Source organism: Nitrobacter sp. TKz-YC02 (assembly GCF_049852135.1).
GTDB lineage: Bacteria > Pseudomonadota > Alphaproteobacteria > Rhizobiales > Xanthobacteraceae > Nitrobacter > Nitrobacter vulgaris.
The window spans coordinates 2123106-2136747 of record NZ_CP180728.1 but is presented as its reverse complement, the minus strand read 5'-3'; the positions used below and the strand labels follow the sequence as shown (position 1 = coordinate 2136747).

Genomic DNA, 13642 nt, shown 5'->3' with positions numbered 1-13642 from the left:
CCAGCATCGCGCTCCCAGGGCTGACCGTCAATCCGGGTTGCCGCGATATCAATAGCTTCCATGTGGTTCCGCAACTGTCGCAAGATCCGAATTGTTGATGATGACGGTTCCCAACAACATGTCGTGCAGCATGCGTCGCCGGTTGTTGAACAGGCTAATCACGAGGATAAGCGGCGTAAACATCGATACCGAGATCCAGAACAGAATCGCGTGCATGGCGCCGAGCACAAAATAACTCGGCTCGCCGGACCATGTGCGCATTTCCAGACCCATGGCCCGCATCCCAACCGTCGCCGAATGCGGTCCGCCAAGTGACGCGCCATAGTAGACGACGGCCCAGATCAAGGAGGCGGGCGACACCAGCCAGAACAGCGCCCAACCGAGCCCGAGCGTAATGACGCCGAACATTGCGATGAAGATCACGCCGAGGATCACTGGTATCGAAAGCACCAGCAGATCGATCAGAAACGCAAAAAAGCGCCGGATCAAAACACCGCGAAACAGCTCAGGCTGCATCCAGGGGTCGAACGCATGCCGCTGAAACTCGGCAGAGTTGCCGCTCTGCGCAGTGTTGAAGCCACCATCGGCCATGTCCAATCCTCCACGGCGCTCAGCACGGCATTTCTGCCGCCCTTCGACATGGCGACGTGCTGCCTGGGTTACAAGCCCTCAGAAGCTCAGAGGCGTACGGAACGACGGCATACGGGCCGGGGAGGGAGGGTCAGCCGTTTTTTTGTTTCAGCTTCTCGGCGGCCGCCGCAGCAAAATAGGTGAGTACCCCGTCGGCGCCGGCGCGTTTGAAGGCAACGAGGCTTTCCATCATCGCCCGGTCGCGGTCAATCCAGCCGTTGCCTGCCGCGGCGGCGATCATCGCGTACTCGCCCGACACCTGGTAGGCGAAGGTTGGCATTCCAAACGTGTCTTTTACTCGCCGCACGATGTCGAGGTAGGGCATACCGGGCTTCACCAAGACCATATCGGCGCCCTCGGCAATATCGAGTTCGACTTCACGCAGCGCTTCGTCGGAGTTGGCGCTGTCCATCTGGTATGTGCGCTTGTCCCCGGTGAGCGCCTTGGCCGAACCGATGGCGTCGCGGAACGGGCCGTAAAACGCGGATGCATACTTCGCGGCATACGCCATGATCTGCACATCGACGAACCCCGTTTCGTCGAGAGCCCTTCGAATCGCACCGACGCGGCCGTCCATCATGTCGGACGGAGCAATGATGTCGCAGCCGGCTTCCGCCTGCACCAGCGCCTGCTGGACCAGAACCGCAACGGTTTCATCGTTGAGTATCCTGCCGTCCTCGATCAGACCGTCATGGCCATGACTGGTGAAGGGGTCGAGCGCCACGTCGCAGAGCACGCCGAGGTCCGGAAATTCCCGTTTGATGGCGCGGACCGACTTGCAGACCAGATTCTTGGTATTGAGGGCTTCGCTGCCGGAGAGGTCTCGCAAGGCGGGATCGGTGTAGGGGAACAGCGCGATGCAGGGGATGTTCAGCTTGAGCGCTCGTTCAGCGTCACGCACGCACTGGTCCACGCTAAGACGGTCGACCCCGGGCATTGAGGGAATAGGCGTCCGTCCGTTGGCGCCATCGGCGACGAACAGCGGCCAGATGAGGTCGTCGGTTGTCAGAACGCTTTCGCGGACCAGGCGGCGGGCCCATTCCGCCTTGCGGTTACGACGAAGCCGGGCCACGAGATCGAGCGGAGGGGCAGTGATCGTGACATCGCGGCGGGGTCCATCCCGCATTTCAATGGGACGCCCGTATTTTATCGCCATGTTGCCGACACTCCCGAAGGCCAGAACCAATTGGATTTTTGTAGCATCAGGAACCGGCTTCGTCACCGCGCTCGTGCATCTCGGTGCATTGCAATTGATTTTATGGTTCCGGAAAGTCATGAATTGATCTCGCATGGCTGTCGGTTCCGGTTGTGAGCATCCTGATGTCTAAAACCTCATCGCGCGAGCAGATCCCGCGGGATCAAGCCATGTCGGTGGCAAGAAGTTCGACGGCACAGACAGAAGCCGACGAAAATCTCTGGACCCGGCGACTGGTGGTATTTCTGCGGGCCATGGCGGTGCTATCGCTCGTCGTTGGGCTCTATCATTGGGCTCAATTGACCGGATTCATAGGCAGCGAGGACGACGCCTTTGAGAACCAGATGGTGGCCTGGCAGGCGGCGACGATCTACTTCGCCGTGATCGAGCTTGTCGCTGCCGTGGGTCTATGGCTGGCCACGCCATGGGGCGCCGTTGTGTGGCTTACCACGGTGGTCTCAATGGCCGTCGTCGAACTTATGTTTCCGGCGATCTACGGCGGCAACCTGATCATCGTCGGATTGGAAACTGCATTGCTCACGGCCTATCTGGCGCTGGCATGGATGGCTGCGCGTGAACGGCCGCCATAGATGAGACGTGCGACGAGCGTTGGGCCGATAGAAGGGAGCACAGTTTGAACTGTAGCGGCCCTTCGGAACGGACGTCATTTCCAGATCGGAGATGACGAAGTCCCGTAAAGTTTTCCGAGAATTTTTCGCAATAAGAATTTGGTCACCCTAACGGCCCGGTTATCTATATTGACCGAGTATTTCAAATCTGAGCCGTGCTGTTTCTGAATGCGACAGTGGTCGCACACGAAGCGTGAACAGCGCAGCGGAAACGTCAACGAAGGGTTGCGAAATGCCCTTTTCTGGCGACTTAATCGGCGATTCACTCTCTTAAATTCATGATGTCTTTATTGTCTTATTTAAGCTGATCTTCAAACGCCCCCCCTAAGGTCTCAGCTATCAGGCGGAACACAAGTTTCGTCGAATAAGTCGAAAAACGACAACAGGGGATGTCACCATGAAAGCCGTTGCGAAGGCTCACGAGCCCGCGGAACAGGTCGCCGGCCAGGCACCGGTGCAGTCGCTCTATCTCGAGGCATTGACCTTGGTCGAGCGACTGCATCGCAGACTGCTCGATGTCATTAAAGATGAATTCGATCGTCGCGGTCGGGCCGACATCAATTCGGTGCAGGCGCTTCTTCTCTATAACATCGGCGACAAGGAACTAACGGCCGGTGAGCTGCGAACCCGCGGCTACTATCTCGGCTCCAACGTTTCTTACAATCTGAAGAAGCTCGTCGAGCTTGGATTCCTCGATCATCAGCGCTCGCGCGTGGATCGCCGCTCGGTGCGAATCCGCTTGACCACGCAGGGCCAGGAGATTCGACGTATCGTGGAAGCGCTTTATCAAAAGCACGTCAAGACTGTCGAACAGGTCGGCGGCATCTCGAACGAGGAGTTCGCAACGCTGAACAAGTCGCTGCATCGCCTTGAGCGCTTCTGGACTGACCAGATTCTGTATCGGCTCTGAGTTTTCTCCGGAACAGGGCGAAGTCGGCAGCAAGATCGGCAGCCCGTTCTCCGGATACCCTGCGATATTCCCTGCATTTGCGCCCATCGGCCCGGTTCGTCCGGAGCCGGGGGCGTTTTGTTGTTGTCTGATGGTGCGAGTGATAACAGCACCTGGTAACGCGGCCTGAACGCTACTTGCCGTTCGCTTCACGGTTGCAGTCGATTGCGGTACAGACGCAAGGCATATGAAAGGTCTGCTCACATGATCACCGAAATCGCGCAAATCGAGATCAAGCCGGGCAGCGAGAAAGATTTTGAGGCTGCCGTGTCGCAAGCTCAAACGATCTTCAAGCGCTGCATCGGCTGGAAAGGTTTTGAGTTGCACAAGTCTATCGAGAGGCCGTCACGCTATAGGCTGCTGATCAAATGGGAAACGCTTGAAAACCATGTCGTGGATTTTCGCGAATCCTCAAACTTCACCGAATGGCGTGCGCTGGTGGGGTCATTCTTTGCTTCGCCCCCCGAGGTCGAGCACACTGAAACGGTGGTGATTTCCAGCGTCTGACGGCAAGAGTCTTTCCGCTTCTGATCGAAACAGTAGCGGGGCTCTCAGATTTTGATTTGACGCGTTGTCTTCAAGCGAACCGATATCCACTTCGCTCGAAACGCTATAGTTAGCTCTGGGCAGCCGCAGTTTGATCCGGCCAGACGTGGTTCAGCACCACCTTGATGACCGCAATCAAAGGCAGCGCCAGCGCCAGACCCCACACTCCGAACAGCACGCCGAGGAAAATTTGTGCCGCGAACAACGTCGCCGGCGGAATGCTGATGGCGTGGCGCTGAATTAGTGGCGTTAGTACGTTGCCTTCAAGAAATTGCACGGCGAGATAGAGCGCGAAGGAGCTGATGATCGCGGTGAATCCGGAGCCGAGGCTCGCCAGCACGATAAGAGCGCCCGCTAGGATGGCGCCGACGTTGGGGATGAACGTCAGGAGCCCGGTAACGAAGCCCAGCACCAGCGCGCCGGGAATGCCGATCACGGTCAATCCGATCCATGTCAGCAGGAACAGCGTGGCCATGGTGGCCATTTGGCCGAGCAGCCACCGGCGCAACGTCTCGCTGACATCGTCGATGAGGCGCGTTGCTTCGGGTAGTCGTTGTCTCGGCACGAAACGCAGGATGCCGTCTCGATAGAGTTTTGGCTGTACCGCCAGTAACAGCCCCAGGAAGATGATGATGAAGAAGTTGCCAACGCCCTCAAAGACGTGGGTCAGAATTTTGATGGTCTGAGTGATGATTGCACCGGTTCCGGAGGCGATGGTGCTGGCGTCGGGTAGTTTCGGGCCGCGCGACGGCGAGGCAGAAGTGTTGGGCGTCGGAGTGACACCGGCGTCGGTCGGCGCCGCCTTGGTGCCCACGTTGAGGAAGCTGGTGTCGATCCCTTGCTTCTCGAGAAAATCCTTGGCGTTGCCAAGCTGCGCGCGGAGGGTCGAACTCAAGGCCGTAGCTTGTTGGGCGATGGTTGCGCCGCCGAGTACAACCACACCGGACAACAGCCCGGTGAACAGGAGGCACACGATCACCAGCCGCAGGGTTTGATTTCCGCCGAACACCCGGCGCAGCAGATCTGCCATGGCCGTGAGGAACACGCCAAACAGGATGCCAGCGAACAGCATGAACAGCGTTGCTGCGGAATACCATGCCAGTGCGAGGGCTGCGCCAAAGGCGACAATGCCAATGCCGCCGGCTGCGATCGAGCGGGCAAGAGACCGCCGTTCGAAGCCCCGAGTTTCAGGCGAACCGTCCACTTTTGACCTCACTGATTCCCAAAGCAGGCACTCTTTCTGCAAACCCCGCAGGGATCAAGCTGACGCGACCTTACGGAGTACGACCATTCAACAAAAAGGGCGCCCTGCGATGGGCGCCCTTGAGCTTTCGAAACCTGCAGAAGATTTCGCAGGTCGCCGATTACAGCGAGTAGTACATATCGAATTCGATAGGGTGCGGCGTCATCTCGAAGCGCTCCACCTCGGCCATCTTCAATTCGATGAAGGCGTTGATGAAGTCGTCGTCAAACACGCCGCCGACCTTGAGGAAGGCGCGATCCTTGTCGAGGTTTTCCAGCGCTTCGCGCAACGAGCCGCAAACCGTTGGAATCTGCTTCAGCTCTTCCTTCGGCAGATCGTAGAGGTCCTTGTCCATGGCGGGGCCGGGATCGATCTTGTTCTTGATACCATCGAGGCCCGCCATCAGCATCGCAGCGAAAGCGAGATACGGATTGGCCATGGGGTCAGGGAAACGAACCTCAACACGCTTGGCCTTCGGCGAGGTGGTGTAGGGGATACGACAGGAGGCGGAACGGTTGCGCGCCGAATAGGCGAGCAACACCGGCGCCTCGTAGCCCGGGACCAAGCGCTTGTAGGAGTTGGTGGAGGGATTGGTGAAGGCGTTGATCGCCTTGGCATGCTTGATGATGCCGCCGATATAATACAGGCAGGCTTCCGATAGGTCGGCGTACTTGCTGCCGGCGAAGGTCGGCTTACCGTCCTTCCAGATCGACTGATGGACGTGCATTCCCGAGCCATTGTCGCCGTAGACCGGCTTCGGCATAAAGGTGGCGGTCTTGCCGTAGATGTGCGCGACCTGATGAATGCAGTATTTATAGACCTGCATCTGGTCGGCCATGTGGGTCAGTGTATCGAACTTCATGCCGAGTTCGTGTTGGGCAGATGCCACCTCGTGGTGGTGCTTCTCGACCTTCACGCCCATGCGGGCCATGGAGCCAAGCATCTCCGAACGCATGTCTTGGATCGAATCCTGCGGTGGAACGGGGAAGTAGCCGCCTTTGTTGCGGATGCGATGACCTAGATTGCCGCCCTCATATTCGGTATCGGAATTAGTCGGCAACTCAGAGGAATCGAGCTTGAATCCGGTGTTGTAGGGCGTGGACTGAAAGCGCACGTCATCGAACACGAAGAACTCGGCTTCCGGGCCGACGTAGACCGTATCGCCGATGCCCATCGATTTCACCATCGCTTCGGCTTTTTTTGCGATTCCGCGTGGGTCGCGGTTATAGGGCTCGCCCGTGGAAGGCTCCAGGATGTCGCAGGTGATCACCATGGTGGTCTCGGCGAAGAACGGATCGATCGACGCCGTCGCCGGATCGGGCATCAGCATCATGTCGGATTCGTTGATCGCCTTCCAGCCGGCGATCGATGAACCATCGAACATCGTGCCCTCGGCGAAAAACTCCTCGTCGATCATGCTCACGTCGAAGGTGACGTGTTGCCACTTACCGCGCGGATCAGTGAATCGCAGATCGACGTACTTTACGTCGTTGTCCTTGATTGATTTCAGGACGTCATTGGCGGTCTTCATAAATACCCCTTGTCTATGCTGGTCTTGGTAATCGGCGGCGCGAAGCGGCCGTCGGTATGGCTTGTTGTGTGGATGTCGTTCTCAAAGGGTCTAGATTGCGTCGAGGCCGGATTCCCCCGTTCGGATCCGAATAGCCTCTTCGATATTGGATACGAAGATCTTGCCGTCGCCGATGCGGCCCGTTTGGGCGGCGCGCCTGATGGCCTCGATGGCTTTTTCGACCAGATCATCGCCGATCACAATCTCGATTTTGACCTTGGGCAGGAAGTCCACCACGTATTCCGCGCCGCGATAGAGCTCGGCGTGTCCTTTCTGCCGGCCAAAGCCTTTCGCTTCGATCACGGTGATGCCTTGCAATCCGATCTCCTGCAGAGCTTCCTTCACTTCGTCAAGCTTGAACGGTTTGATGATGGCTTCGATCTTTTTCATTGAACGTCTCCTGGCGCTTTCAATATTCAGCCAGGGGCTGATGCGCGCTCACACTGCCGCCTGCAGCAGCGGTCATGCACTGGTTTTCGGACGGACAAAAGTCGCGGGACACGCTTCATTGCCCGCCAGTGGATACATTGGGTCGAATTTCGCCTTCAAAGCAGGGTTTATGCCAATAAGCAATTTGTAAAAAACATCCATAATATCATACGATTAAGGCAGCTTGACATATCGATAGATGAGCGCCTGACCAGCGGCCAGACTATAAATTAGGCACTGCGTTTATTTTTTGTGCAACGTTGGATATGTGGACGGGCAACTTGCGCTATCGGGTTTGAGGCCATGGAGATTCTGACGACCGGCGAAATGGAGCGGGCCGATCGGTTGGCGATTGCGGGAGGCACGTCGGGTTTTGCCCTGATGCTGCGTGCCGGGCAGGCGGTCGCGAACACAGCCGCCGACCTCGCGGAGGAAGGGCCGATCCTGGTTGTCGCTGGATGCGGTAACAACGGCGGCGACGGGTTCGTGGCTGCTACAGAACTGGCGGCACGCGGTTACGACGTTTCGGTCATCCTGATGTGCGAGCGAAGCAGCCTCAAGGGCGACGCCGCGCTCGCAGCAAAAGGTTGGAAAGGGCCGGTGCTGCCTTGCGACCTCACCGCGCTTGGCTCGCCCGCGTTGATCATCGACGCGCTGTTCGGCGCGGGTCTCAACCGGCCGGTCATGGGCGACGCCCGCGCGATGATCGAGGCAATCATCGCCAACGTCGCGCCGGTGCTCAGCATCGATCTGCCGAGCGGCATTAACGGCACCACTGGCGCGATCATGGGCGCGGCGATACGCGCTACCGAGACAGTAACGTTCTTTCGTAGAAAACCGGCGCATCTGCTGTTGCCGGGTCGGATTTTTTGCGGCCGTGTGCGCGTGGCCGATATTGGCATCATCGATGCGGTACTAGATAAGATTCGTCCCATAACCTTTGAGAATATCCCGGATTATTGGCAGAATGCGTTTCCGGTGCCACCTATCGACGGTCACAAATATGCGCGTGGCCATGCTGTCGTTGTGTCCGGCAATCTGACATCGACGGGCGCTGCCCGACTGTCCGCGCGCAGCGCGTTGCGCATGGGAGCCGGGCTTGTGAGCGTGCTTTCCCCCGATGATGCGCTGGGCGCGAACGCGGCGGCGCTGACTGCCGTGATGGTACGCCGCATGAATGACGCGGCTGGCCTCACGGAAATCCTGGAAGATCGGCGCATCAATGCCTGCGTGATCGGACCCGGCGCCGGGATCGGCGAGGAAACCCGAGAACTTGTGACGACGGCTATTACAGCCAGGCGGGCGCTGGTGCTCGACGCCGACGCACTGACGAGCTTTGCCGATGCGCCGGGTCGCTTGTTCGAGACCATCAAGCAGAGCGGAAGCTCCGACATTATCCTGACCCCGCATGAAGGAGAGTTTCGACGTCTTTTCAGTGAGATGATTGATAAACATCCACTTCGATCAAAACTTGAGCGGGTGCGTGCCGCGGCCGAGCGTTCGGGAGCGGTCGTTCTGCTCAAGGGACCGGACACGGTGGTGGCCTCGCCCGACGGCCGCGCGACGATCGCGGCCAATGCCCCGCCGTGGCTGGCGACGGCAGGCTCTGGCGACGTGCTGTCCGGCATGACCGGCGGACTGCTGGCGCAGGGCGTGCCGGCCTTCGAGGCTGCCTGCATCGGAGTCTGGATGCACGGCGAAGCTGGACAGGAGGCGGGTCCGGGGCTGATCGCAGAGGATCTACCGGAGGTGCTGCCCGCGGTCTTGCGGCGGCTCTACGATCGGTTCGGGGTTGATTACTAAACAGCTACTCTACAGCGAACCAGCTGACCTGGCGCGGCGCGCTCCATTCCACAGCCATGGTCTCGATCAGCCATGCTCCGGCGACGTCAGCGATAAAAGCGATGCGTTGGGTCTGCCCTGTATCGATCAGCACCGTATCCAGCCAGAACGGTTTCCATCCGTCGTCGAGCCGGTCCAGCAGGCGGGCGTGATGGCCATGCAGGCGAAAGACCATGGGCTTTGTTGTCGTGTTTGTCAGCGCAAGCACGGCGGTCCGGCCGCGTTTGATACGGAAGGCGGGGGTTCTACGCGTGCTAAAGAGCGCCGGGCGACTCCATGAAGTTGGAGTTCCTTCAGAGGAGGGCAGCGGCACGTCGGCGCGCAGCGCGTTCCTGAGATCGAGTCTCGCAGGCAGGCTGATGGATGGCAACGCAGGCGGCGCCGGCAGCGGCGCGGCCCGGCCCGGCCCGTCAGCTGAAACGTGCAGGCGGGCGATCTCACGTGGGTTGCCGCCGCCGTCATGCAGGGCGATGGCTGATGTCGTTCCCGACGGAAGCGTGACATCTATAACGGCGTCGATCCGGGTTCCCGGGGCCAGTACCAATCGGCCGTTGCGCGCCAGAAACGGCTCCGCCGGCTGGCTGTCGATCGCTATGATCCGTACACCAAGATTTTTGATTTCAATAGCGATTGCATTGCGTTGACAGGCATTTATGAACCTCAGCCTGAGTCGCTCGTTGATGTGAAGGTTAAAGTTGAGCGATGGCTTCCCATTCACCAGGTAGATGGGCGGTCCGACCTTCTTTTCGGTTATCCCGGGCGCGACAGGAAGTCCTTCGGCATCCAGCCGCCAGTCCTCAATCAGCATGACCTCGTCACGGTCGACTTCCGGCGGCGTCCGTTCCTCGACGATCAGAGCTTGCGCGGGCGAGGGCTGCGCCAGACCGTCTCCCAGCAGGCGGCTATCGCACATAAAAGTTCCGGCCTGCTGGAAGGGGAGTGAATAGCGATCGGTTCCGCCCGGCGAGATAGGGGGCCGAGCGGTCAATGGCTCGATGGCAGCCGCGCCATCTAATCCATGCCAGTTCAAAACAAACGGTGCCGGCAGGCCGTTGTTCACGACGAGGCCCATGCTCTCGCTTTGGCGGAAACGCAGGCTTCCGGAGGAGCCGTCGGTCTTCAGGGACCAGACCGTGGTTTCGCGATGATCCGGCCCAAGTGAAAGGGGGGTGGGCATTGCGTCAATGGCCTGTATTTGAGGATGTTGCGATTGCGCATGGATCGTGGTGGCGGGTCCTGCCGCGGCGGCTGCCCCGAAACCGGCCAGAAGATGCCTCCGGGTTAATTGAGCAGGGCGAAACGTCATTTGCCAATGCCGATCATGTTCTTGGGACCCTGTCCAGCACGGCCATTTTTTTACTGCAGACGGATGCCGCCATGTTATAAGCCCGCCGCATCGAAGCGCCTCGATGACGGCGGGAGATGAACCCGTTGCCCTCGATGCGCTTGGTTTCAACTCGTTCCGGTTTTAACTCGTTGGAGCATGAGGTCTACCGAAAGCCGCTTCGCATTTTTCGGCATCATTTGACATTCGCTTTGCCGACTCCCAGCCAGATGGTAGCAAATGTCAAACCCACTCCACCGGCGGGCGTGGCGGAATTGGTAGACGCGCTGGATTTAGGTTCCAGTGACGAAAGTTGTGGGGGTTCGAGTCCCTCCGCCCGCACCAAGCGCTAAAGCGTTTGAGCAGATGATTTCAGGCAGCTATCCGGGTTGGATACATGCCGGCCGTACACCGATGCAGGCGTTTTGCCGCGCATCGACCGATTGACAATGATCCAGCCATTCCAGCCGGATCGAGCGGAAGAAGATGACGTCATGCAGGTGAACGAAACCCTCGCCGAGGGACTGAGACACGAGTTCCAGGTCAGCATTCCGGCCGCCGAAATCGCGGCCAAGGCGGATGAGCGGCTCGTCGACCTCAAGGACAAGGTGAAGATCAACGGCTTTCGTCCAGGGAAAGTGCCGGTCAGCCACCTCAAGAAGCTCTATGGCCGCTCCTTGATGGTCGAGACCATCGAAGACACGATCCGCGATACGAATATGCAGATCGTCAATGACCGTGGCTTCAAACTCGCAGGCAATCCCAAGGTAACGATGCCTTCGGAGGAGAAGGAGATCGAGGATATCCTCGCGGGCAAGTCCGACCTCAGCTACAGCGTGGCGATCGAAGTCGTGCCGCCGATCGAACTAGCGGACTTCAAGTCCTTCACTATCGAGAAGCCGGTGGTCGATGTTAGCGACGCCGACGTTGACGAAGCCATCAAACGGATCGCCGATCAGAATCGCACCTACTCCAACAGGACGGAAGGTGCGAAGGCCGAGAATGGCGATCGCGTCACCATTTCGTTCAAGGGCACCATCGACGGCGAGCCGTTCGAGGGCGGGAGCAGCGAGGATATCCTGGTCGTGCTGGGATCGAATGCTCTCATTCCGGGGTTCGAAGAGCAGTTGGTCGGGGCCGGAGTCGGCGAGACTCGCACGGTCAAGGCGTCGTTCCCTCAGAACTATGCGGACTCAGAGCTTGCCGGGAAGGATGCAGAGTTCGAGACCACGGTAAGCCTGATCGAGGCGCCGGAGGATATCAAGATCGACGACGAGTTTGCCAAGTTGCTCGGTCTGCAGGAGCTCGATCAGTTGAAGCAAGTCGTCCGCGAGCAGCTCAGCGCTGAATTTGCCCGAGCGATGAGGCAACACGTCAAGCGCGCGCTATTTGATCGTCTCGATGAGACGCACAAGTTCGATGCGCCCCCGACGCTGGTCGAAGAGGAGTTCGAACAGGTTTGGCAGTCGATCACGGCGGAGATGGAAAAAGAGAAGAAGACCTTCGCCGACGAGAACACCACCGAAGAAGAGGCCAGGGCAGAGTACCGCCGGATTGCAGACCGCCGGGTACGGCTCAGCCTGGTACTCTCGGAGATCGGCGAAAAGAACAAGATCACGGTCGCGGATGATGAAATTAATCGTGCGTTGATTAGTCGCGCCCGCCAGACGCCGGGCCGTGAGAAGGAAATTTGGGATTACTATCAGAAAAACCCGCAAGCGCTGGCTCAGATTCGCGCGCCCCTTTTTGAGAACAAGGTGGTGGATTACATTCTTGAACTCGCCACGATCACGGAAAAGAGTGTGACGCGCGAGGACCTCTTTAAGGAACATGAGGCACACAGTACCGAGATCTGACCGACCGCGCGTCGGGGTCTGTACGGCGCCGCATGTTATTATGGGTATGGATCGGATCCGGCGTCGCGATACGGTCCCGTCAGGCTGCGAATCGGTTCAGTTTGTGGAGTGAGTCTGACATTCGAGGCGGGGGTGCCGTCGAGGACCAGCTCGTACTGCGCGACCTTTCGTAGCGAATGTCAAAATCGAGGGCGCCAGCAAATTACGATTCCGGCGTGGCTTAGGTTCAGTCTTGTCGCCCAAGCGATGAACTTATATCTGTGGGCCGTGCTTGCCGAGTCCTGCATCACGGGACATTCATCCGCGCCGGAAGAACTGAAGACTCTCGGTTTCTCGGATGTTCGTCGCCGCCAACCGCTGACACAAACTTTTGGGTGATCAATGCGCGATCCAGTGGAAACCTACATGAACCTCGTGCCGATGGTGGTCGAGCAGACCAATCGCGGCGAGAGGGCCTACGATATCTTCTCCCGGCTGCTGAAGGAGCGCATCATCTTTGTGACCGGCCCGGTCGAAGACAACATGGCGATGCTGACCGTTGCGCAGCTTCTTTTCCTGGAGGCGGAGAATCCGAAAAAGGAAATCTCGATGTACATCAATTCGCCGGGTGGCGTGGTGACTTCGGGTCTGGCGATCTACGACACGATGCAGTTCATTCGTCCGCCGGTCGCAACGCTGTGCACCGGACAAGCTGCGTCGATGGGCTCGTTGCTGCTGGCCGCAGGCGAAAAGGATATGCGGCACGCACTGCCGAACGCGCGCATCATGGTTCACCAGCCCTCTGGCGGTTTCCAGGGGCAGGCGACGGACATTATGCTGCACGCGCAGGAAATCCTGAGCCTCAAGAAGCGACTCAACGAGATCTACGTCAAGCATACGGGACAGACCTACCAGGCGATCGAGGAGGCGCTGGAGCGCGATAAGTTCCTCACGGCTGACATGGCTCGTGACTTCGGCATCGTTGATAAAGTGATCGACAAGCGCGCTGAAGAACCGGCCGCACCGAAGGCTTCGTAACGTATCAAGGCTCCGTCCAGTGACGAACGCAAGGCCGGTTGATCCCGATCCAGTTTGAACCATCGCGATTGCACGATGGTTTCTGAAAAGTTCCTTTTCCTTCCGCGCGAAGTATCCGCCTGACTGGCATGATACCAGCGCAACGCTGGACTAAATTTTGGCAAGGGAAGAGTCGCCTCCCTGGGCCAAATCAGGCTATTGTCGCATTGCGGATGGCTGCCGATTAGCGAATTCTTGAGAGTCGGGGAGCCATGGTGCGGTTGCTGCGTTTCAACTGGCGGTATGCGCAGGAGAATCGAATGGACCCGCGATTCGCGCGGGGTTGAGAGCGCAGGGTCTTTTCTGGTACGGACTTTGCTCATATGTAAACTCGTTAGACCGGATGTGCCGGATCGGAACGGGTGAGCAGGCG

At 58.6% G+C, this 13642-nt stretch carries 12 protein-coding genes and 1 tRNA gene; 7 read left to right on the top strand and 6 right to left on the bottom strand.

The features are described from left to right. Positions 1-48: 48 nt before the first annotated feature. Positions 49-591 (bottom strand): RDD family protein, encoded by a 543-nt coding sequence (locus ACM561_RS10115; RefSeq protein WP_425904824.1) that lies wholly within the window; start codon positions 589-591, stop codon positions 49-51. Positions 592-721: 130 nt separating this feature from the next. After that, a complete protein-coding gene (gene hemB / locus ACM561_RS10110; RefSeq protein ID WP_425904822.1) occupies positions 722-1786 on the bottom strand; it encodes a porphobilinogen synthase in 1065 nt (354 codons plus the stop codon). Positions 1787-1950: 164 nt separating this feature from the next. Here hemB and ACM561_RS10105 point away from each other — a divergent pair, with 164 nt between their 5' ends. From ACM561_RS10105 to ACM561_RS10095, 3 genes are all read left to right on the top strand, one after another. Then, positions 1951-2415: a DUF6163 family protein gene (locus ACM561_RS10105; RefSeq protein WP_425904821.1), complete on the top strand. Its 465-nt coding sequence runs from the start codon at positions 1951-1953 to the stop codon at positions 2413-2415. A 436-nt stretch (positions 2416-2851) separates the two neighbouring features. Next, a complete protein-coding gene (ldtR, locus tag ACM561_RS10100; protein WP_425904819.1) occupies positions 2852-3364 on the top strand; it encodes a transcriptional regulator LdtR in 513 nt (170 codons plus the stop codon). 243 nt (positions 3365-3607) lie between these two features. Further along, entirely contained in the window at positions 3608-3910 is a 303-nt protein-coding gene (locus ACM561_RS10095; protein WP_425904817.1) for an antibiotic biosynthesis monooxygenase family protein, read from the top strand. A 109-nt stretch (positions 3911-4019) separates the two neighbouring features. On the opposite strand, the gene ACM561_RS10090 is transcribed toward ACM561_RS10095, so the two are convergent. The 3 genes from ACM561_RS10090 to ACM561_RS10080 all read right to left on the bottom strand — a co-directional run bounded on the left by ACM561_RS10090 (position 4020) and on the right by ACM561_RS10080 (position 7152). Further along, complete coding sequence (locus tag ACM561_RS10090; RefSeq protein WP_425904816.1) at positions 4020-5153, bottom strand: AI-2E family transporter; 1134 nt, start codon at positions 5151-5153, stop codon at positions 4020-4022. A 160-nt stretch (positions 5154-5313) separates the two neighbouring features. Continuing rightward, complete coding sequence (gene glnA, locus ACM561_RS10085; RefSeq protein WP_425904815.1) at positions 5314-6723, bottom strand: type I glutamate--ammonia ligase; 1410 nt, start codon at positions 6721-6723, stop codon at positions 5314-5316. Between the two features lie 90 nt (positions 6724-6813). Then, positions 6814-7152: a P-II family nitrogen regulator gene (locus tag ACM561_RS10080; RefSeq protein WP_011315159.1), complete on the bottom strand. Its 339-nt coding sequence runs from the start codon at positions 7150-7152 to the stop codon at positions 6814-6816. Between the two features lie 342 nt (positions 7153-7494). Between ACM561_RS10080 and ACM561_RS10075 the strand changes: the two genes are divergently transcribed. Continuing rightward, positions 7495-8994: an NAD(P)H-hydrate dehydratase gene (locus tag ACM561_RS10075; protein ID WP_425904814.1), complete on the top strand. Its 1500-nt coding sequence runs from the start codon at positions 7495-7497 to the stop codon at positions 8992-8994. A 4-nt stretch (positions 8995-8998) separates the two neighbouring features. On the opposite strand, the gene ACM561_RS10070 is transcribed toward ACM561_RS10075, so the two are convergent. Then, positions 8999-10339 carry a multicopper oxidase family protein gene (locus ACM561_RS10070; protein WP_425904813.1) on the bottom strand — a complete coding sequence of 447 codons (1341 nt, stop codon included), beginning with the start codon at positions 10337-10339 and terminating at the stop codon, positions 8999-9001. A 278-nt stretch (positions 10340-10617) separates the two neighbouring features. Between ACM561_RS10070 and ACM561_RS10065 the strand changes: the two genes are divergently transcribed. The 3 genes from ACM561_RS10065 (at position 10618) to ACM561_RS10055 (ending at position 13230) form a co-directional block, all read left to right on the top strand. Further along, positions 10618-10702 (top strand) — tRNA-Leu (locus ACM561_RS10065). A 149-nt stretch (positions 10703-10851) separates the two neighbouring features. Beyond that, positions 10852-12213: a trigger factor gene (gene tig / locus ACM561_RS10060; RefSeq protein ID WP_425909707.1), complete on the top strand. Its 1362-nt coding sequence runs from the start codon at positions 10852-10854 to the stop codon at positions 12211-12213. 381 nt (positions 12214-12594) lie between these two features. Then, positions 12595-13230, top strand: a complete 636-nt coding sequence (locus ACM561_RS10055; protein ID WP_079446692.1) for an ATP-dependent Clp protease proteolytic subunit — start codon at positions 12595-12597, stop codon at positions 13228-13230. Positions 13231-13642: the final 412 nt, after the last annotated feature.